This window comes from Chroococcidiopsis sp. SAG 2025 (assembly GCF_032860985.1).
GTDB lineage: Bacteria > Cyanobacteriota > Cyanobacteriia > Cyanobacteriales > Chroococcidiopsidaceae > Chroococcidiopsis.
Genome location: NZ_JAOCNC010000001.1, coordinates 447,720 through 467,575, shown reverse-complemented (window position 1 = coordinate 467,575; position 19,856 = coordinate 447,720). Strand labels below are relative to the sequence as shown.

The window sequence follows — 19,856 nt, the reverse complement described above, 5'->3', positions numbered from 1 at the left end:
GCCGAAAATTTAGAATCCGAGTGGAATTCAAGTCGGAAAACTGATAACTAATAACTGTTAACTGATAACTGACTTATGAAAATCCTCGTACTCAATGCCGGATCGAGCAGCCAAAAAAGTTGTCTCTATGAAATAGTGGGAGATGGTATTCTAGAGCAACCAGTTGAGCCACTGTGGGAAGCAACGATAGACTGGACGGGAAAATCGGAAGTCGGCTTATTAAAGGTAAAAACCTCTCATGGAGCATCAATAAAAACAGAAATTCCTGTCAGAGAACGGCAGCACGCGATCGCCCAAATGCTCGATACTTTAAAGCAAGGCGAGACACAGGTGATTTCCGATTTAGCTGAAATTCAACTCGTCGGACACCGTGTCGTTCACGGCGGACAGCATTACTCTCAGCCAACTCGCATCACTCCCGAGGTGAAAGCAGCAATAAAAGAACTAGCAAACCTTGCACCCGCACACAATCCCGTCAATTTAGAGGGGATTGAGGCGATCGAGCAGACTTTACCACAAGTACCGCAAGTAGCAGTATTCGACACCGCTTTTCACAATTCCATTCCCCCTAGTGCAGCCGTTTACCCCATCCCTTACGAGTTGTCCGAACAAGGAATTCGCCGTTACGGTTTTCACGGAATCAGTCATGAATACGTGTCCCGTCGCGCCGCTTATTTGTTGGGTAAACCTAATTCCCTCAGATTGATTACCTGTCATTTAGGTAACGGTTGTTCTTTAGCAGCAATCCGCGATGGGATCTGCGTTAATACGACGATGGGATTTACACCTCTGGAAGGATTGATGATGGGGACGCGATCGGGTTCTATCGATCCCAGCATTCTCCTCTATCTATTGCGACAGGGTTACAATACCGAGCAGTTAGACGAGATGCTCAATAAACGATCGGGACTGAAAGGCGTTTCTGGTATTAGTGGAGATATGCGCCAAATCAGCCAAGCGATCGCCGAGGGAAACGATCGCGCTAAATTAGCATTTGACATTTATATCCATCGCCTGCGATCGCACATCGGTTCGATGCTAGCTTCCTTATCAGGAACGGATGCACTTGTCTTCACTGCTGGGGTGGGAGAGAATCACCCTCTCACTCGTCAAGCCACCTGTGAAGCTTTTGAATTTTTGGGATTGAAACTCGATTCCAGCAAAAATCAAGCTTCCCCCAAGGATGCAGACATCGCCACCTCTGATTCAAAGATCCGCGTTTTAGTCGTCCAAACCCAAGAAGATTGGGCGATCGCTCAATCTTGCTGGAATATGTTGAATCGGGAGTCGTAGGGGCGGGTTTAGCAACAGATTTACGGGTGGCGACACCAAATCCACGTTCGAAACCCCCCAGTACAGGAGTCGGAAGTTGAAGCACGAGGGAATAGTGAAGCAACAACCCATTACCAACTACCAACTACCAACTACCTATTTACTGCATCTTCTCGATATAATCCAACACCATCTCATAATTAGCCATTCTGCCTTGAGAGAGGAAGAGTTCTGCGGCAGCACGAAAATCTGATAACGCACCCATGCGATCGCCTAAATTTAACCTCATAAAGCCGCGATTGCCATAAGCTCTGGCATTCTCAGGATTTAAGAATACTACTTCGTCGTAGCTTTGAATTGCTCCTACATAATCCCCACCATCAGCCCTAGCTGCTGCTTGCTTCATGAAGTCTTCAGCAGTCATCGCTTCTTCAACAACTTTCATGTTTATTCCTCGCAGGTTTGCAGCTAAAAAATTTCTTTGCTATGTTGAAGAATTTACAACAAGGTGACGCAAAAAATTAAGTAGCTAGAAACAAAAATCTATCATTCTAGCTCAAAGAAAGTATGTTCTTCTCGATACAATTTCTTTAAACTTGAGCGCAAAGTGACCTACTCTTGGCGATCGCCAAGCTCAATTGAAGGCAATCGCTTCAATTCTTTGCCATCAAAAGTCAAATAACATAATTTTAATTAATTAATAGCAATAAATCTTAAATAAAAAGTAGGGCGGGCATTGCCCACCCTACTAGGAAAATCTGCTAAGTCAAATTAGTTAACTTCAGCTTTTTGGCGAAAGCACCAAACTAACAACGTACCGCCAACCGAAAGTTTCACAGCTTCTAGCAGCCAGTAACCAGCGTGCAATTGATTCATCACTGAAGGAATTTCTTGAACGGACTCAAATACATTCAGCGGCATTCCCACAGCACACATATTGGGAGTGAGAAAATAAGTATTAGTCAGGGCGATCGCTAGCAACAGCGAAGATAAAATTGCGGCTTTCCAAGCCAAATTAGCATGATATAATTGCGATTTGCCGAGTGCTAAAACCCCTGTCAATACCAAGGCAGCAGAAAGTAATTCAATCCGATTAAAATTCCAAAACATGAAATAGCCTGCTGATGTAAATCCAGGTTGAGTCATCATCCCAGACACATACAAACTAGGCATAATTACCCAGTCCAAAAGCAAGCTACCACCAAGCCAAAGCCCTAAAGTCAAGATGACAACAGTATGCCAAATGGGTCGCTTCAATTGAGTGGTTGATGCAACAGTCATATCAAATCCCCTAATTGAATTAGTTATCGGTTGTCAGTGTAGAGACGTTACATGTAACGTCTGTACAAAGTTATCAGCGACTAGCGATCGTCCACCAATTACCGATCGCCAATTACCGATCTCCGATTACCTTTAGCTTAGCTAATTGTTAGCAAACTAAATGTGAATTATGTTTGAACTCTAAGTTGCGAATTAATAAGAAGAAACTTTTTTTCAGCTTTAAAAGTAAGAAATATTACAATGAAATTGGTGGCTGGTAATGGGTAATGGGTAATGGGTTGTTCACCCTCAGCTCTCTTCTCGCGACTTCTGTACGGGCGGGTTTTGAATGTGGATTTATTGCCATAACTCGTAAATCTGTTGCTAAACCCGCCCGTACGACTCCCTGATTTACAGATAGATAGTATGGTAAGACAAACGATCGGATTGTTGGGAACTGCGATCGCGGTAGGTTTGGGTTTAGGTGGAGTAGTTCCCTCAACTGTACAAGCCGTGCAGCTGGGAGACGGTTCAGTTGCTTTCGTACAACCGCCAGATCTACTGGAAGCAACAACCACTTTTGATAGCGTCAATGTGTGGGGCGCAACTTATTACTTCACGATCGCCATTCCCAAAGCCGCAAGCGAACCCTTACAACGGGTGACGATTCATCAAAAGGAAGGTGCGGACAATATTCGTTACAAGCTCGATGATACCCGGGCGTTTGTTGGAACGCGCCGCGATCGCGGTGACAAAATTCAATTAGGCGAAGTCACCCACGATCGAAAAACGCGAACGGTGACAGTCAATTTCGATCCCCCAATTCCCCCTGGTAGAGCAATTACTATTGGTCTCAGACCGAGAGCGAATCCCACAACTTCTGGAGTTTATCTATTTGGTGTCACCGCTTTTCCGCCAGGGGAAAAAGTCCGCAGTCAATTCATGGGCTTCGGTCGGTTACATTTCTACAACAACGGTGGTAGTAGAGACATTTTTTAAATCAGTTGTCAGAAGTCGTAGGGGCGGGTTTTGAGGAAAAATTTATTGTTGCAAGCTGTGTATCTTTTGCTAAACCCGCCCGTACAGGAGTCAGGAGTATTTCACGCACCACGCCCGAGCGCTCCCTGCGCCCTCTAATGCCGATGATGGTAGCGGCTGAAGTTGGGACCGTAGGTTGCTAGTAAGTTTTGTGGAGATAGGGCAATTTCGGGCGTACCCGTGCAAATTAGGCTTTGGTTGAGACAGAGAACGCGATCGCAGTGACGGTTGACCATATCTAAATCGTGGGAAATCTGCAATACCGTCCAATTTTCCTGTTGTTTGAGTTCGTTTAACAATGTGTAAAAATCGGCTGCCCCTTGTGCGTCAACACCAGCAAAAGCCTCATCCAAGATTAATAGCTGCCGTGGCATCACCAAACAATACCCCAGTAGCACCCGTTTTAATTCACCCCCACTGAGGCTACCAATTGGCTGTCGGCGCAGATGATACCCATCAACTCGTTTCAATGCTCGGTCGATCGCTGCCTTTCTTCCCTCCGCTCGAGAATGCATTGAATTTACTGTGGGGGCGCATAGTTGTGCGCCCCTAGCCTCTCGCCCCTCCACGTATCCCAACCCAACCAATTCGCTGACAGAGATCGGAAAACTGCGATCGAAGATAAAATTTTGCGGCATGTAGCCGATCTGGTGGCACAATCTCCCCAAGCGTTCTAGGGGGCGATCGAAAATTTCAACTTTGCCCGCAGCGTGGAGAATTGTCCCTAGCAATGCTTGTACGAGGGTACTTTTCCCCGCGCCATTGGGACCGACGATCGCTGTATCCGTCCCTGAAATCAGTTCAAAGGAAACATCTCGGACGGCGAGATAGTTACCTTGGTAAACTGTTAAGCTTTCTACTTTCAGAATCGGGTATTTGTTACTAGTTACTGCTGAATGATTCACAATTAATTACTGACAAGCCGATTCCAACGATTTGAGGTTAGCTTTCATTGCCGTGAAATAATATTGGGGATTTGTCTCTCCTGTCTCCAGAGGATCTATAGGTCTGAAAGTCAGATTTAAATCTTGAGAAAGGTTTTTTAGCAACCTGTTATCTGTCCCTGGTTCGCCAAACACCGCTTTGACGTTGTATTTTTTCACCGCCGCGATCGCCCTTTGAATATCCTGGGGCGATAATTGGTCTTCGGGAATTTCTACGACTGCTACTTGTTTGAGTTTGTAGCGTTGTGCCAAATAAGGATAGGCATCGTGGAAGGTGACAAACGTGCAGTTAGGATATTTTTGTAACCTTTGCCTAAACTCGCGATCGAGTGTCTGCAACTGTTGGATATAGTTGGCAGCGTTAGTAGTGTAAGTCGCCTTATTTTGTAGATCGGCAGCAATTAAGCCATCCCGAATGTTATTGACTTGTTGTTGCGCCAAGACGGGATCGAGCCAGACGTGGGGATTACCCTCAGAGTGTTCGTGTTCGTGTTCTTCTTCTGAAGTCGCTTCTTCCACTGGGGAAATTTCTGTTACAGGTTTTATTCCTTGACTTGCTTCGACTTGTTTCAGCTTGGAGTTACCAGCATTTTTTATCGTATCTTCCAGAAATTCTTCCAAGCCCAAACCGTTTTTGACTAAAACGTCAGCCGTGGCGATCGCCTGCACGTTGGCTGGTGTTGCTTGGTATTCGTGTACTTCCGTACCAGGCGGGACTAAAATTTCTACTTGCGCCTCCTCTCCTGCTACTGCTTTGGTAAACCAGTACATCGGTAAAAATGTTGTCACGACCTTTGACCGATCCGACGGCGACGCAACTGTCTCAACTTGAGGCGCGGGTGGCGGCGAACTCGCTTGGTTATTACAGCCTGTAGCAATTGATGACAGTAGGAGTGACATCAAGGGTAGGCTGAGTTGCCATCTAGTCCAATATCGCAAGTAGCAGCGGCTCACAATTTTTCTCCTGGTATTGGCTAAAAGGTTGCGTTTGAACCAGAAGTCTATTTTACAACTACAATGAGAATCAATATCATCTTTTTCTGTCCAGATCTCAGTCGCGAGTCGCTCTTGAGTAAGAGTTGCAATTTCATATCAATTATGAGCAGTGATGGCAACCGCCGTAAGATAGAAAATTTAAATAAAAAATTGTTGAAAAAATGCAGCCGAAGTCACTAGTTTTCTGTCAAACTATTGACAAAAAGTTGCACGCTCTTGCAATCAGATGTAGTCACGGCTTCATAGTTGCTACAACACAGTTGCTATGACTTCATAGAAGCGAGAGCGCAACATCTTGGTGTGAGGAAAGTAAATGATGAATAAAAGCTTGTGGCGATCGCTTTTGGCTAGTCCGGTAGTTTTTGCAACAATATTAGCTTGTAGCCCGTTGTTCCCTGCCGCAGCGAATCCAAAGACTAGCAATACTATGGCGCAGGTGACTTCAGTTTCCCAATTATCAGACGTGCAACCGACTGACTGGGCTTTTCAGGCATTGCAATCTTTGGTAGAGCGTTACGGTTGTATTGCGGGTTATCCTGATGGTACGTATCGCGGTAATCGAGCCTTAACGAGATACGAGTTTGCGGCGGGATTAAATGCTTGTTTGGATCGAGTCAACGAGTTAATTGCTACAGCAACAACAGACTTAGTGACCAAAGAAGACTTAGCTACCTTACAAAAGTTACAAGAAGAGTTTGGCACAGAACTTGCTACCTTGCGCGGTCGAGTCGATAGCTTGGAAGCAGCGACAGCCGAACTAGAAGCAAATCAGTTCTCTACCACCACAAAATTGAGTGGAGCCGTAATTGCGGCTGTGTCGGATATTTTTAGCGGCGATACTGCTGATGGTGGTGAAGTTGAAGACAATACTATCTTTACAAACAGGGCAAGGATAGAATTCAACACTAGCTTTACCGGACAAGACTCGCTGTATACTCTGATGTCTGCTGGGAACTTGCGGGGATATGCGGGGATTACAGGTACGAATGAGGGCGAACTTTCTTTCGTCCGCGCCCAAGGTGACGACCAACCCGACAATGATTTTGCCTTAGAAACTCTAGAATATACTTTTCCTCTAGGCGATCGCACGGAAGTTTTACTAGGGATATATGGCGCTGCATTTTACGACTTTGCTGACACTGTGACCGTGTTTGATGGTGATGGCGATTCAGGATCGCTCTCAGCATATGGTACGCGCAACCCTCTCTACAACCAAGTTTTCGGTTCTGGTTTAGGTATTAAGCACGAATTTGGCGACAGTTTTGAAGTCAGCTTGGGCTACTTAGCAGAAGATGGTAGTGCGAACAATCCTGGTGATAGCAGTGGATTATTTAACGGTCCTTACGGTGCGTTCGGTCAACTCTTATTCAAAGGAGGCGATCGCTTCAAACTCGGTTTAACATATGTCCATGCCTACAATGCTTCTGATACCTTTACAGGTAGCGCTGGCGCTAACCCCAGAAGCTTCATTGCTGACGAACTCGGTATCGACGCACCAACCTCTACCGACACCTATGGCGTACAGCTTTCTTGGCAAGTTACCGATGGGATTGTCATTGGTGGTTGGGCTGGTTACAACAACACTCGCCTACTTTCCTCGGTAGGGGGACAATTGGATCGAGGCACGTTAGACATTTGGAATTATGCCGTTACCCTTGGTTTCCCAGATTTGGGAAAAGAAGGCAGTTTACTCGGCTTTATGTTTGGCATGGAACCAAAAGTCACTGAGTCTACTATCGACCAAATTGCTGAGGATGACGATAATTCCTTCCACATTGAAGGTTTCTACCAATATCAACTGACCGATAACATTGCCGTCACTCCTGGCGTAATTTGGATCACCTCACCTGGATTCAATAACGACAACGACGATGCCATCATCGGCGCGCTTCGGACAACATTTAGTTTCTAAGAATGTAGAGATTGTAGAGACGTTACATGTAACGTCTCTACAATCAAAAATTAATCAATCCAACGAGCAGCATCTTTTGCGTGATATGTCAAGATCAAATCAGACCCAGCCCGTTTAAAACTTGTCAGAGTCTCCATTACTACCCGCTGTTCGTCAATCCAGCCATTGAGGGCGGCGGCTTTCACCATCGAATACTCGCCAGAGACATTGTAAGCGGCTACAGGTAAATTGGTGGCTTCCTTCACTCGCCAGATAATGTCCATATATGCCAAAGCAGGTTTCACCATCAGCATGTCTGCCCCTTCAGCAATATCGAGTTCGACTTCTTTAATCGCTTCGCGGGCGTTCCCCGGGTCCATTTGATACGTGCGGCGATCGCCAAATTGCGGTGTAGAATCGGCAGCATCGCGGAAGGGACCGTAATAAGCTGAAGCGTACTTCGCCGCATAAGATAAAATCGGCGTATCTTGGAATCCTGCTGCATCTAACCCTTCGCGGATCGCTTGTACAAATCCGTCCATCATCCCCGAAGGTGCGATGATATCGGCTCCCGCTTTCGCTTGAGACACTGCTGTTTTCTTGAGTAATTCCAGAGTCGGATCGTTCAGAACTCGACCCATCAGATCGCCTGTTTGCAAATAGCCGCAGTGACCGTGACTGGTATACTCGCACAAGCAGGTGTCGGCAATGACAATTAAATCTGGTACTGCTTCTTTGACAGCAGTTGCAGCTTTCTGGACGATCCCGCAATCGTGCCAAGCTCCAGTTGCATCGGTATCTTTATCTTCAGGAATGCCAAATAGAATAATCGACGGGATACCCAGATCGTAAACTTCTTTCGCTTCCTCCACAATTTTGTCTACCGACAACTGATAGACTCCTGGCATCGATTTGACTTCTTTGGCAAATGCTTCACCAGGGACGGCAAATAGAGGATAAATTAAATCGTTTTTAGATAAAACCGTTTCCCGCACCATTCGGCGCAGTTGGGGATGAGTTCTTAAGCGGCGAGGGCGATGAGTTGGAAACATGACGTTATGATATGACGGCTTGAGAAGATGTAGCGCTCAGATCTTGAAGTATATTACGCCGCGATCGCCCTACTGACAGAACGAGTAACGGTTGTTAAAAATATTAAGATTATTGAACGAAATATGATTCAGTGGTACAAGGAAGACCTCGCATACATTCACGATGTCGGATTTAGCGACTATGCTCTCAAATCTGCTGCCGCGATCTTGGAAATCTTGGCTCAAAATCAGATACGGGAAGGTCTAATAGTAGACTTGGGTTGTGGCAGCGGATTATCGGCGCAAGAATTCTCAAAGGCGGGTTATAGCGTTCTCGGAGTCGATATCTCTACATCGCTCATCAATATCGCCAGAACGAGAGTGCCAGAGGCAGAATTTCGGGTTGGATCGCTATTCAAAGTAGAAATTCCTTCATGTAATGTCATTACCTCAATTGGAGAGTGCCTCAACTACCTGTTTGATGTAGATAACAACTGCCAAATACTGGGTCAGTTTTTTCATCGTATATACGATACGTTGACTCCAGGTGGTATCTTTATCTTTGATATCGCAGAACCAGGACAGATTGAACCAGGAGCTACAATTAAAGGATTTACGCAAGGAAAGGATTGGATAGTACTTGTAGAAAAGCAGGAAGATTGGCAGCAAAAAAGATTAATCCGTCGGATTATTACCTTTCGGAAGGTAGAAGAATACTACAGACGAGATGATGAAGTCCACTGTCTCCAATTATACAAAGTAGAAGATGTGGCAAGAGAACTCTCTCAAGCAGGCTTCCAAATTCAGATTGGGCGCAGTTACGGACAATACAACCTACCCAAAGCTCATGCAGTATTCGTTGCACGTAAAGAATAGCTAAAGTATTGCTGGCGTTATAGGTAGTTTAACCTTCTTTTTCTTCCTGAATCCCTAACTCTAGTTTTAAATCAGCGATCGCAGTTTCAGTATCCTTAGTTTCTATTGGTTGCAGATCGCGTGACTTCGACCACTCCAGCGCATTTAATAAACGTGCTGCATTTTGGGGCGATCGCAGCAAATATGCTGTTTCCATCAAGCTTATTAATTCAGATGCATCAATCGAGGCTACATCTCGATTACCACGACGCTGGATAATAATCACATCTCGATCGTCAACAGCTCGATCTAGTAAGGCTGCTAGATTTCACGGGCTTTTGTATATATGGTTTCCATCGTTATTGTACAGATTAGCTGTACGTATTTTAACAAAATCGTCTCAAAGATTCGCGATTGCCCGCGTTACATTCTCTCTAGGCGATCGCAGCTTGTTTCACCCTATTAGAAGCGATCGCGCTACTCATTTTTTGCACCACATCTCGACAGCGCCAATAACTAGCGTGAGCATCGCCACCGTTAATTAACAAAGATACGGGAGTTTGACGAAAAGGCAGCATCAGCAAATCGGTAAAATCGGTATCTCTGGTAACGACATCTTCAATTTCAACTAAACCGCTACCTACCACCTCCTGCATCACCTCTTTCAGCGTCCAAGCAAACGGATCGCTGGGGTGAATGAAATTGTACCAAGGTAAAGGCTGCTGTCTGCGCTCTCGATACAAGGTTTGCAGTAGCTCTTGTAAATTCTTGGCAATATCGTAAGTCGAACCGAGTCCCGTCGCATCAGGTACGAGATCGATCAGATTGAATAAAGCAATGGGAGAACCCAGCGTGTGAATGCTAGCAAGGCGGATACCCCGTTCGCGTTCCGGTGCTACACCAAAAATTCGCTGTCGGATCGTGCGGACGCGATCGCCACCTGGTACATTAGGAAGATCCCAACGTCCTGCAAACAAAAGATCGAATAAAATTACCGTCCCCCAACTATGACCCACTATATGCAAGCGATCGTCTAGCTGGGGTTGTGAAGGTAAATTCGCTTCTATTTGCCGTGCCAATTCCTCAACAACTTTAGCACCAACATGACGGTTGATATATAATGTTGCATCCCCAATAAACTGCATCAGTTGTGTGGAGCGGAAATTGCGAAACCACAGACGCTTCCACTGGCTAGAGGCGCGGAACTTATCCAGACGTTTTTGTTGTTCGTCAAATAGAGTGTCACCCCAGTAAAGCGGAATATATTTAGGATTGAGCGTCGGTGCATGGGACGCGATCGCCCGATCGAGCAATTTAATTAAATCGTTGGCATAGCTTGGCTGTGCCTGCTGTTCGCGAGTATTAACGCCATGAATGAACAGAATATAGTCAGTAGCCATTGACGCACCTATGACTTAAAGCTCTCTGACTATTGCTTCAGGCGCTATGCTGCAAATTCAGGAAAAAAAGATTTTTGGCAATTAATCTTTGTCAAAAATTTATAACAATCGCACGATAAAAGGGTAGCGGAAAGACTCGTCAGGATGACTCAAGACTTTGACGATCGCCAGAATAGTTAATCCCCAATGAATTAAAAATCCCAGTCCTGCCAAAGGAAATAACAAACCAAAACTGATTGTTACTAGTACGCCAATAACTAATGCCCAAAACCAGACATTTAAGTGAAAATTAATCGCTTCTTTGGCGTTTTCCTTGACGATTGGATCGTCGGAGACAAACAAGACAGCGATGGGGATACCAACAGATACCAGAGTGGTACTGAAAAAGATCGCTCCGTGGCTAATTGCCGATAGCAGTTTCCGCTTGTCAGGGTCGTACATACAAACACATTCCTCAGTTGCAGATTGTTATCCTAAATAAAGGTAAATTAGATTCTGCTAGACTCTGGTTTTTACTTCCTGTTACATCCTACAGCTAAGCTTCAATGATCTCCAACGACCTACAAGCAGATTTACAAACAGAGGTGGAGCGGCGACGCAATTTCGCCATCATTTCTCACCCAGACGCAGGTAAAACTACACTAACAGAAAAGTTATTGCTGTACGGGGGAGCAATTCACGAAGCAGGAGCCGTCAAAGCGCGACGAGCGCAACGCAAGGCAACTTCTGACTGGATGGCAATGGAGCAGCAGCGGGGAATTTCCATCACCTCAACAGTCTTGCAGTTTGAATATCACAACGCTCAGATCAACTTGCTAGATACGCCAGGACACCAAGACTTTAGCGAAGACACCTATCGTACCCTGGCAGCGGCAGATAATGCGGTGATGTTGATCGACGCTGCGAAAGGCTTGGAACCGCAGACGCGCAAATTATTTGAAGTCTGTAAACTGCGATCGCTGCCCATTTTTACATTTGTGAATAAACTCGACCGTCCTGGGAGAGAACCACTATCGCTGTTGGATGAAATTGAGAAAGAATTAGGGTTGCAGACTTACGCGGTCAATTGGCCTATTGGTATGGGCGATCGCTTTAAGGGACTTTTCGACCGTCGCACGCAGGAGATCCACTTATTTGAACGGACGGCTCACGGTAGCAAAGCGGCGGCAGATACGATAGTTAATTTGGGCGATCCGCGCATCGAGCAGTTGTTGGAACAAGACCTTTACTACCAACTGAAAGAGGATATAGAACTTTTAGAAGAAGCGGGATCGGAACTAGATTTAGATCTCGTCCACCAAGGCAAAATGACTCCGGTATTCTTTGGTAGCGCCATGACAAATTTTGGCGTGGAGTTGTTTTTAAATGCCTTTTTGGACTACGCCCTCAAACCCTATGCCCGTGTTAGCAGTATGGGTGAAATCGCTCCTTCCTATCCAGAATTTTCGGGTTTCGTGTTCAAACTTCAGGCAAATATGGACCCGAAACACCGCGATCGCGTGGCGTTTATTCGCGTCTGTACGGGTAAATTTGAAAAAGATATGACGGTGAACCATGCCCGTACTGGTAAAACGATCCGTTTGTCAAGACCCCAAAAATTATTTGCCCAAGACCGCGAATCAATTGATGTAGCCTATCCCGGCGATGTGATTGGTTTGAATAATCCAGGCATGTTTGCGATCGGCGATACGATTTACACGGGACAAAAGCTAGAGTACGAAGGCATTCCTTCTTTCTCTCCCGAGCTGTATGCCGTGATGAGAAACCCCAACCCTTCTAAATTTAAGCAATTTCAAAAAGGCGTGTCCGAGTTGCGAGAAGAAGGCGCAGTCCAAATTATGTATTCAGTGGATGAATCCAAGCGCGACCCAATTTTAGCAGCAGTTGGACAGTTGCAATTTGAAGTGGTACAGTTCCGCTTGCAAAACGAATATGGAGTTGAGACGCTACTAGACCTATTGCCTTATACCGTCACTCGTTGGGTAGTTGATGGTTGGGAAGCTTTGGAAAAAGTAGGGCGTATCTTCAATACCATGACAGTGAAAGATTCCCTCAATCGTCCCGTTTTGCTATTCCGTAACGAATGGAATTGCCAGCAACTCGAAGCGGATCATCCAGATTTGAAGTTGAGTAAAATTGCTCCCTTAACTTCTGTGAGTGCAAGCGATCGCAACGGAGAATAGTAGAGACGTTACATGTAACGTCTCTACTGCATAGCGATCGCACCTGCTCCCTATAGAAAGATTGTCGTTGAATTCAATCTTTTTCTAAGGAAGTTTAATTATGAAAGCGATCGCAACTCCCCAAACCGCAGTTCAACCAACCCAACTACAATTCAATCCTACTCAACAACAGAAAGGTAAATTAGTCGCTCAATGGTTTCGCGTCGATGGCAAATTAGTTTGTAAATGGTTCAGAATTTGACATTTGGCAATTATTATTCAGTCATTGATTTTCCAATTACAAATGACGCATGACAAATGACTAGTGACAAACATTACGTCCATGCTCGAAAGAAGGTATTATCCTCCCAAATAGCAGCAGTGCGTTGCTCGATCACCGCTAATTCCTGTTGAGATAAAGGTTGAAAAGCTTGAGCTACTTTAACATTATTTTCTAATTGAGCGATCGTTTCTGCTGCTACAACACAACAATGCACTCCTGGTTGAGACATAGCATATCCTAATGCTTGATTCATCCCATCTAACCCGCCAGGTTTGAACAAGCGACCGTAAGCTGGAACTTTCATTGCAATTACACCAACATTTTTCTCCCTTGCAACTGGTAGAACCACAGGGAGAAAGGGACGTGGATGGTGTTTATCTGCTGCGTTGACGGGAATTAGCGTCGCGTCAAATGAATAGCGGCGCAAACCTTCAGCAATAATATTAGGATCGTGGTGTCCGGTAATTCCCACAAAGCGAATGAGTTTTTGGGCTTTTGCTTCTTCGACAGCTTGAATTGCCCCATTTTTGCCGAAAATAGTCTCTAAATCTTCAGTAAAAGAGACATGATGCATTTGCCATAAATCTAATCGATCTGTATTGAGCCGTTTGAGCGATCGCTCTAATTCGCGCCATGCACCATCTCGATCTCTAGCATCTGTTTTACTAGCAAGAAATATATTTTTCCGGTGAGATGGTAAAACTTTACCAAAATAATCTTCACTCGGACCGTAATTTGCCGCAGTATCAAAATAACGAATCCCAAGCGCGATCGCTTTTTCAATTATTGCGATTGCATCCCCTTCTTTTCCCTCCCAAGATAGAGGCGTTTGTCCTGCTCCGCCTAAGCCGAAAATTGGAACTTTAACCTCTGTGCGTCCCAGTACCCTTTCTGGCATCTTGGCTGTCGATTTAGTCGCTGTATTTTGTGCCGTAGACTGAGCGCTATCAGTTTGATTTTGTTGTAACGCCGTGCTACCAATAATTCCACCTGCTACAGCCGCACCAGTAAGCAGAAAATTGCGCCGAGTGGTCTTATCTGTCATCAATAGCTCCTTAAATTTTCAGCAAGACACTGAGGGCAACGAATATCTCTTCGTATGGTAGCAAAGTAAAACTTCTAAAAATGGCAAAATCAAAATAGATAAAATTTGACTGGAATGCCACCTTCTCCGATTTATACCCAGCAACCCTGGACAGAAACCTACAGCGAAATTATTGATGTCCGTTCCCCGAGCGAGTATGCAGAGGATCGTATTCCTAGTGCTATTAATCTTCCAGTACTAGATGATACCGAACGTGCTGAAGTGGGGACGATTTACAAACAAATCAATCCTTTCAATGCGCGTAAAATTGGTGCAGCACTGGTAGCTAAAAATATTTCTCAGCATCTCCAACAGCATTTTGCCGATAAAGACAAAGATTACCGTCCGTTAGTCTATTGCTGGCGCGGCGGACAACGTTCTAATAGTATGGCTGCGGTGCTAGCACAAATTGGTTGGCGAGTCACCGTCTTGGAAGGTGGGTATAAAACTTATCGCGCCTACGTGGGGCAACAGTTAGAACAACTCCCAACTCAATTTACCTATAAAGTCTTATGCGGTTTTACAGGTAGCGGTAAAACTCTGATTTTACGTAGGTTACAACAGCGCGGCATACAAGTTTTAGATTTAGAGGCGATCGCCAACCATCGCGGTTCTTTGCTTGGTGAAGAATGGCAGCCACAACCAACTCCCCAACCTTCACAGAAGTACTTTGAATCATTGCTTTTACAGCAATTACAAAAATTTAATCGCGATCGAGTTGTATGGATAGAATCAGAAAGTAACAAAATTGGAAAAATTTATTTACCTCTACCTCTATGGCAGAAAATGAAGCAATCTCAGTGTATAGAAATTCAGCTACCTATGGATAGTAGAGTTGCATTTCTTTTAAGAGAATATTCCTATTTAGAAACTCAGAATGAGTTTCTAAAAACTAAACTAGAAAAATTAAAATCTAGATATGGAAAACAAAAACTAAATTATTGGTTTCAGTTAATCGATGCTGAGAAAAGAGAAGATATCGTTAAAGAACTACTCCTTTTTCACTACGATCCAACTTATTCTTGCTCTATAAAAAGAGATTATGCCAACGTAGAAAAATCTTTGTTCATGTCAGATGTATCAGATATCAATATCGAGCATGTTCTAAATAATTTGATCTCACTATAGCAATCCTAGATGAATCGTGAAATTGATTGCTCGTGTAGAGACGTTACATGTAACGTCTCTACACGGGAAACTATATCTAAATACTAATCTCTTGACTCCCTTTCAAAAAGTATTAACCTATGGATTCAACAACTTCTTTAACTCAAGATGCGCGCCTTCAGCACTGATAAAAAAACCCCTCACCGGAGTGAGAGGCTCAACCTAACCTAAGCTATTTAAATCGCTACAGCGATCGCACCTGCTAAAGCAGCAAAGAATGCCGAAACTGTTGCCGTACCAAACAACCACCAAGCAGCTGAAGCCGCCGCCTTGCGCGTCTCTTCCGCTTGCTTTTCTGCCTGTTCTTTGACTTGCTCCAATCGCTTCTGTGCTTCGTGCTGAATGCGTTCTGCTCTTTGCAGCACGTTGTTACGCGCCGACTCAATTCGATCGATAATTCGATTCGCATCCGCCTCCGAAATATCCTCGCGAGAACTCAAAATTGCTACATAAGTATCTCGATTAAACGAAGATAGCCGTCCGCGCAAAGCATCAAACCCAGCTTGCGGGTCGTCAAATAACTTGCGCATATCCCGCTGAATGCCGTCGTAATTCAACTCTGGGCGATCGAGCGAATTGAGATAGCTGCGAATGCGCTCGAATACGCTGTCGATCGCATCTTGAATCCGCCGTTGAATTGCTCGTACCTGATCGACAAAATTATCGCGTACAGCTAATACCTGATCGACAGTTCTAGCTGCTTCCGCATCGGACATATCTCCCCGCATCTTCAACAAGTCAATTAAAGTCTCGCGATCGAAGTGAGACAAGCGATCGCTCAAACTCTCAATTCCCACTTTCGGATCGCGTAACAACAAAGACAGATCCCGCTTAATGCCTTCTGGGTTAAGTTCGTCCTTACCTGTGTGACGCAAATACTCTTCCAAATAGGTTTGGAAATTCTGGACTCTTTGTTGCGTGCGGGTTGCCAGACGACGGGGCGCTTTGATAATATCCCGAATCGAAGTTTGCATTTGATCGACAATTTGGTTGACTTGCTCCTCGCTCAAGTCGCGCCGCTGGCTCAATAACTTCACCAGGGTTTCTCGATCTACGTGAGACAAGCGCCTTCTGAGGGCAGCCGATCCCTCTTTCGGATTGGCAAACAAGCGCTGAAAGTCGCGCTGAATTCCTTCTGGATTCAACTCTTCTCTACCAGTGTTGCGCAGGTAATCGGCGATCGCATTCGTCACCGAGTCGTATTGTTCCTTCGCTTTACCCACCAAAACTTGCGGTGCAACCCGCACGTTGTGCCAAGACCCCTCAACTTGGTTAATAACTTGGTTGACCTGTTCTTCGCTCAAGTCTTGGCGCTGATTTAACAGTTGTACCAGGGTTTCGCGATCGAAGCGAGACAACCGTGCCCTTAGCGCTGCCATCCCCGCTTGCGGATCTTCTAGTAAAGTTTTAAGTTCAGCCTCAATTGCGTAGGGATTCAATTCATCTCTGCCAGTGTTACGTAGGTAAGATTCCAAATTCAGCCACAGGGTTTCAGCTTGATATTTTGCCTGGTCTGCCAGTCCTTTAGACTCAACTAAGACTTTTTCGCGCTGTGCCTCCAACCGATCTAAAATTGGCTCTACCTCTTCTGGGGTAATATCGTTACGTTGCAATAGCACTTGTCGCAACGAGTCCCGATCCCACCTAGCTAGACGCAGACCGAGAGTTTCGTAATCGGCATCCGAGTCTTCTAATAAAGGTTTGAAGTCGCGCTCAATTCCTTCTGGAGTTAAGTCTGCTTTACTCGTTGTCAGTAGATAACTTTCTACACGGTGTTGGAGTTCTTGAACTGCTTCCCTTTCTTCAATACCTCTCACTGTGGTCAAGACATCTTGACGAATCAGTTCCAAGCGATCGGCTATAGTTTGAATTTGAGCTTGGGTCAGCATTCCCTTTTGTTGCAGCAATCGGGCAAAATCATTACGAGAAAGTTGCTCGATCTGTTGCCTGACTGCTTGTGGATCGGCTGCCGGATCGTAGAGAATGTCGCGGAATTCCCGATCCATCCTGTCTTGACTTAATTGCCAAGTATAAGTGTTGAGCAGGTAGTTTTCTACATCCGCCCTAATGGTCGTGTAGGGAACTTCCGCAGATTTCATTCCTGTTTGAGTGGCGACCTTATCTACTCCCTCGGTGACTTTATCTCTTGCCGTGAGGAGCGATCGCAAGATCTTCTCCACATCTAAATCTGATAGATCGGCACGTCCCATCACCATTCCCATCAGGGTGTTGATTCCCGTTTGCAGCGTTTGCTGTACTGGACCTGCGGTGGCTTTGTCGGCTTGGTCTGCTTGTCTTTGGTCGGCTTGCTTAGACGATCGCATTTCTTCTGTGAGTCGATCAATCTTGGCGTTCAACTCGTCCGTTCTAGTTTGTCCAGGCTGCACGGACTTGAGGTATTCGATCAACTCATCCATGCGATCTCGTTTGGGTTGTTGGTTCGCCACCACCTCCCGCCAGACGCTTTCTAACTGATCGGCAATTTTATTGACTTCGCGTTTCGATAAATCGGTACGGCTGCTGACGAGATCGATAAACTTCTGGCGATCGATATTCCGCAAGTCATCGGTTCCGGCAAGATCTGCCAGTTGCGGATCGCGTAGAATTCTCTCAAATTCTCCTCTGATCTTTGTCGTGTCTATCTCTGGCGGACGCAGCATGTCTATATAATCTTCCAGGTTCTCGCGAATTGTGGTCGGGTCGATCGCGCTACCTAGTTCTCGCCGTACTGCCGCAGCTGCCGCTTCTGCTGTCTGTACGACTTGCTGATTGACAGCTTTTGCTCCGATCGCAGCGGTAGCCGTTCCCATAATTGCTTGAAAACCAGAGGTTGCCGTATTCACGACGGAACCAACCAAGGAACCAACTGTGGTGGAACTAACCCACACCAGCAGTAAAAAGTAAGCTCCCCAAATCACTAGACCGAGAACTGCTCCCAGTCCTACATCTACGCTCAGCAGGCTTAAACTAACCGCAAGAAAGCTAGCGATGAATAAAGCAATGCTGACAGTTATTAACGTCCAAATACCTACTGCCGTACCAATTTTGCGGATCGTTCCCCCCACACTCCCAGATTCACTGCTCCCTGAATCTGAGTCTGATTGCCGTCCTAAATAGGAAATCCCAGCAGCCACAGAGAGGTTTGTTAATACAAGTTGTACGGCAAAGGCAAGAATTACTCCCGATATTAAAGCAACGAAAAATCTCGGACCTGAAAATACAAACGCCGCCTCCGCTGGTGTCGTCACACCCCCATCTGGTGGAGTTAACTGTGCCAGCCAGGAGAAAGGTTTATATAGTCCCAGTAAAATTTCTGGATTCTGAAACATGGTTTTTCCTTCTTTTGTGCTGTGCTGAGCGTCTAAATACAATGTGAGGAGGAAATTTAGGAGCTAAAAATACTATTTAACCCCGTAGCTTAAAAATGCTGCATTTAACAGCGCCAAACATCCACCCCAAGTCTGAAAGCTCTGCCTGTAGTGGGATGAATTCAGATTTACTTCTGAGACGAGTAAATGTATTTAGCAGCGTTTATGTATGTCAAGATACTAATTACAAGTTGTTAACAATACCAGGCGATCGCTTCATCGCGATTTACACCGTCTATTGATAGAATTCCTCCTGAAAAATTCACTTTATATTAGTCCTAGAGAAGTGCTGCTAGTTTGTACCTCTAGACAGAAAGCAAGAATTAAATTTCTCTTTAAATTAAAGATATGTGAAGCGGCTTATTCGATTAGGAGCAAAAAAATGGAAACTCGCGAAACTCGTCCAGCTACAGATGTACCACCAGTTGCTAAAGCGTACAATGGCGTAGACAGAAACGCATTCATCTTTGGGTTGAATCCTCAAGCCGAGCTGTGGAACGGACGTTTGGCAATGATTGGATTTCTCGCATATTTGATCTGGGATTTAGCAGGCTATAGCGTTCTGCGCGACGTATTACATCTTATCGGTTACTAGATCTCTCAAACCTCCCTTTTTCAGGGGGTTTGCTCTACCAACCTTGCTTTATTTTCAAAAATTCGCTCTAACAGTCTCTCTTTTCAATCATATTGAGGAGAGACTATTATGCTTTTTATAAAACTTCTTGCAGTTCAGATTTTATAGTGACATTTGTAGGGACGCACAGCTGTGCGCCCCTACAGCTCGTGTATTTTACCCGCTTGAAAACCGCTATTAAACCCAATACTTCTTGGTTAAGAGTCGATCCCCCCTAACCCACGGACACTTTACTCAAGTCGGGAAACCCGCCCACGTAAGTGTCCTCCCCTTAAAAAGAGGGGAACTCTTGTCCCCTTTTTAAGGGGGTTGGGGGATCTTCAAGGGCTATGCATTCTAACCGAGAAGTATTGCTATTAAACTAAGTTTGGGCAAATGAAATTCGCGTCTACATAGGCAAAGTTCGCCTGCGCGAACTGAGAAAATTTAATGATATTGAACCTACGGAAGTAGGTTTTGTTTGTGTTACTG

19 protein-coding genes are annotated in these 19,856 nt (G+C 45.2%); 9 read left to right on the top strand and 10 right to left on the bottom strand.

Annotated features, from left to right (window positions below; genetic code table 11):
* Nucleotides 1-75 precede the first annotated feature (75 nt).
* The gene (locus tag N4J56_RS02270; RefSeq protein WP_317104954.1) at nt 76-1,293 is read left to right on the top strand and encodes an acetate kinase; all 1,218 of its coding nucleotides are present in this window, start codon (nt 76-78) and stop codon (nt 1,291-1,293) included.
* A gap of 139 nt (nt 1,294-1,432) precedes the next feature.
* Here the strand turns inward: N4J56_RS02270 and N4J56_RS02265 are convergent, their stop codons facing one another.
* Together N4J56_RS02265 and N4J56_RS02260 are read right to left on the bottom strand one after the other, a co-directional pair.
* Nucleotides 1,433-1,717 carry a tetratricopeptide repeat protein gene (locus tag N4J56_RS02265; RefSeq protein WP_317104953.1) on the bottom strand — a complete coding sequence of 95 codons (285 nt, stop codon included), beginning with the start codon at nt 1,715-1,717 and terminating at the stop codon, nt 1,433-1,435.
* A gap of 326 nt (nt 1,718-2,043) precedes the next feature.
* Nucleotides 2,044-2,553, bottom strand: a complete 510-nt coding sequence (locus tag N4J56_RS02260; protein ID WP_317104952.1) for a hypothetical protein — start codon at nt 2,551-2,553, stop codon at nt 2,044-2,046.
* Nucleotides 2,554-2,958: 405 nt separating this feature from the next.
* Between N4J56_RS02260 and N4J56_RS02255 the strand changes: the two genes are divergently transcribed.
* A complete protein-coding gene (locus N4J56_RS02255) occupies nt 2,959-3,531 on the top strand; it encodes a DUF2808 domain-containing protein (RefSeq protein WP_317104951.1) in 573 nt (190 codons plus the stop codon).
* A gap of 134 nt (nt 3,532-3,665) precedes the next feature.
* Here N4J56_RS02255 and N4J56_RS02250 read toward each other — a convergent pair whose 3' ends face one another.
* Together N4J56_RS02250 and N4J56_RS02245 are read right to left on the bottom strand one after the other, a co-directional pair.
* Nucleotides 3,666-4,475: a metal ABC transporter ATP-binding protein gene (locus tag N4J56_RS02250; RefSeq protein ID WP_317104950.1), complete on the bottom strand. Its 810-nt coding sequence runs from the start codon at nt 4,473-4,475 to the stop codon at nt 3,666-3,668.
* 6 nt (nt 4,476-4,481) lie between these two features.
* Nucleotides 4,482-5,468 (bottom strand): metal ABC transporter solute-binding protein, Zn/Mn family, encoded by a 987-nt coding sequence (locus N4J56_RS02245; RefSeq protein ID WP_317104949.1) that lies wholly within the window; start codon nt 5,466-5,468, stop codon nt 4,482-4,484.
* Between the two features lie 358 nt (nt 5,469-5,826).
* Between N4J56_RS02245 and N4J56_RS02240 the strand changes: the two genes are divergently transcribed.
* Nucleotides 5,827-7,422, top strand: coding sequence for an iron uptake porin (locus N4J56_RS02240; protein ID WP_410500403.1), 1,596 nt, complete (start codon nt 5,827-5,829; stop codon nt 7,420-7,422).
* Between the two features lie 50 nt (nt 7,423-7,472).
* Here the strand turns inward: N4J56_RS02240 and hemB are convergent, their stop codons facing one another.
* Nucleotides 7,473-8,453 carry a porphobilinogen synthase gene (gene hemB, locus N4J56_RS02235; RefSeq protein WP_317104947.1) on the bottom strand — a complete coding sequence of 327 codons (981 nt, stop codon included), beginning with the start codon at nt 8,451-8,453 and terminating at the stop codon, nt 7,473-7,475.
* A 123-nt stretch (nt 8,454-8,576) separates the two neighbouring features.
* Here hemB and N4J56_RS02230 point away from each other — a divergent pair, with 123 nt between their 5' ends.
* On the top strand, nt 8,577-9,308 hold the full coding sequence (locus tag N4J56_RS02230) for a class I SAM-dependent methyltransferase (protein ID WP_317104946.1): 732 nt from the start codon (nt 8,577-8,579) through the stop codon (nt 9,306-9,308).
* A 28-nt stretch (nt 9,309-9,336) separates the two neighbouring features.
* Here the strand turns inward: N4J56_RS02230 and N4J56_RS02225 are convergent, their stop codons facing one another.
* The 3 genes from N4J56_RS02225 to N4J56_RS02215 form a co-directional block, all read right to left on the bottom strand.
* Nucleotides 9,337-9,573, bottom strand: coding sequence for a type II toxin-antitoxin system Phd/YefM family antitoxin (locus tag N4J56_RS02225; protein WP_410500294.1), 237 nt, complete (start codon nt 9,571-9,573; stop codon nt 9,337-9,339).
* Nucleotides 9,574-9,721: 148 nt separating this feature from the next.
* Nucleotides 9,722-10,687: a hypothetical protein gene (locus N4J56_RS02220; RefSeq protein WP_317104945.1), complete on the bottom strand. Its 966-nt coding sequence runs from the start codon at nt 10,685-10,687 to the stop codon at nt 9,722-9,724.
* Between the two features lie 99 nt (nt 10,688-10,786).
* Complete coding sequence (locus N4J56_RS02215) at nt 10,787-11,128, bottom strand: DUF4870 domain-containing protein (RefSeq protein WP_015152510.1); 342 nt, start codon at nt 11,126-11,128, stop codon at nt 10,787-10,789.
* Between the two features lie 104 nt (nt 11,129-11,232).
* Here N4J56_RS02215 and prfC point away from each other — a divergent pair, with 104 nt between their 5' ends.
* Complete coding sequence (prfC, locus tag N4J56_RS02210) at nt 11,233-12,870, top strand: peptide chain release factor 3 (RefSeq protein WP_317104944.1); 1,638 nt, start codon at nt 11,233-11,235, stop codon at nt 12,868-12,870.
* Nucleotides 12,871-12,970: 100 nt separating this feature from the next.
* A complete protein-coding gene (locus N4J56_RS02205) occupies nt 12,971-13,111 on the top strand; it encodes a hypothetical protein (protein WP_317104943.1) in 141 nt (46 codons plus the stop codon).
* Nucleotides 13,112-13,184: 73 nt separating this feature from the next.
* Here the strand turns inward: N4J56_RS02205 and N4J56_RS02200 are convergent, their stop codons facing one another.
* Nucleotides 13,185-14,177 carry an aldo/keto reductase gene (locus tag N4J56_RS02200; RefSeq protein ID WP_317104942.1) on the bottom strand — a complete coding sequence of 331 codons (993 nt, stop codon included), beginning with the start codon at nt 14,175-14,177 and terminating at the stop codon, nt 13,185-13,187.
* Between the two features lie 114 nt (nt 14,178-14,291).
* Between N4J56_RS02200 and mnmH the strand changes: the two genes are divergently transcribed.
* Nucleotides 14,292-15,344, top strand: coding sequence for a tRNA 2-selenouridine(34) synthase MnmH (mnmH, locus tag N4J56_RS02195; protein WP_317110560.1), 1,053 nt, complete (start codon nt 14,292-14,294; stop codon nt 15,342-15,344).
* Nucleotides 15,345-15,559: 215 nt separating this feature from the next.
* Here the strand turns inward: mnmH and N4J56_RS02190 are convergent, their stop codons facing one another.
* Entirely contained in the window at nt 15,560-18,712 is a 3,153-nt protein-coding gene (locus N4J56_RS02190) for an MFS transporter (RefSeq protein WP_317104941.1), read from the bottom strand.
* Between the two features lie 95 nt (nt 18,713-18,807).
* Between N4J56_RS02190 and N4J56_RS02185 the strand changes: the two genes are divergently transcribed.
* Both N4J56_RS02185 and N4J56_RS02180 read left to right on the top strand, forming a co-directional pair.
* Nucleotides 18,808-18,993, top strand: a complete 186-nt coding sequence (locus tag N4J56_RS02185; protein ID WP_317104940.1) for a hypothetical protein — start codon at nt 18,808-18,810, stop codon at nt 18,991-18,993.
* Between the two features lie 140 nt (nt 18,994-19,133).
* Nucleotides 19,134-19,346, top strand: coding sequence for a chlorophyll a/b-binding protein (locus N4J56_RS02180; protein WP_039715050.1), 213 nt, complete (start codon nt 19,134-19,136; stop codon nt 19,344-19,346).
* Nucleotides 19,347-19,856 lie beyond the last annotated feature (510 nt).

Coding starts and splice junctions, on each gene's coding strand:
- N4J56_RS02220 (WP_317104945.1), bottom strand. CDS start 10,687: ATGGCTACTGACTATATTCTGTTCATTCATGGCGTTAATACTCGCGAA.
- N4J56_RS02185 (WP_317104940.1), top strand. CDS start 18,808: ATGCTGCATTTAACAGCGCCAAACATCCACCCCAAGTCTGAAAGCTCT.
- hemB (WP_317104947.1), bottom strand. CDS start 8,453: ATGTTTCCAACTCATCGCCCTCGCCGCTTAAGAACTCATCCCCAACTG.
- N4J56_RS02215 (WP_015152510.1), bottom strand. CDS start 11,128: ATGTACGACCCTGACAAGCGGAAACTGCTATCGGCAATTAGCCACGGA.
- prfC (WP_317104944.1), top strand. CDS start 11,233: ATGATCTCCAACGACCTACAAGCAGATTTACAAACAGAGGTGGAGCGG.
- N4J56_RS02180 (WP_039715050.1), top strand. CDS start 19,134: ATGGAAACTCGCGAAACTCGTCCAGCTACAGATGTACCACCAGTTGCT.
- N4J56_RS02230 (WP_317104946.1), top strand. CDS start 8,577: ATGATTCAGTGGTACAAGGAAGACCTCGCATACATTCACGATGTCGGA.
- N4J56_RS02255 (WP_317104951.1), top strand. CDS start 2,959: ATGGTAAGACAAACGATCGGATTGTTGGGAACTGCGATCGCGGTAGGT.
- N4J56_RS02240 (WP_410500403.1), top strand. CDS start 5,827: ATGAATAAAAGCTTGTGGCGATCGCTTTTGGCTAGTCCGGTAGTTTTT.
- N4J56_RS02205 (WP_317104943.1), top strand. CDS start 12,971: ATGAAAGCGATCGCAACTCCCCAAACCGCAGTTCAACCAACCCAACTA.
- N4J56_RS02260 (WP_317104952.1), bottom strand. CDS start 2,553: ATGACTGTTGCATCAACCACTCAATTGAAGCGACCCATTTGGCATACT.
- N4J56_RS02200 (WP_317104942.1), bottom strand. CDS start 14,177: ATGACAGATAAGACCACTCGGCGCAATTTTCTGCTTACTGGTGCGGCT.
- N4J56_RS02270 (WP_317104954.1), top strand. CDS start 76: ATGAAAATCCTCGTACTCAATGCCGGATCGAGCAGCCAAAAAAGTTGT.
- mnmH (WP_317110560.1), top strand. CDS start 14,292: ATGCCACCTTCTCCGATTTATACCCAGCAACCCTGGACAGAAACCTAC.
- N4J56_RS02265 (WP_317104953.1), bottom strand. CDS start 1,717: ATGAAAGTTGTTGAAGAAGCGATGACTGCTGAAGACTTCATGAAGCAA.
- N4J56_RS02190 (WP_317104941.1), bottom strand. CDS start 18,712: ATGTTTCAGAATCCAGAAATTTTACTGGGACTATATAAACCTTTCTCC.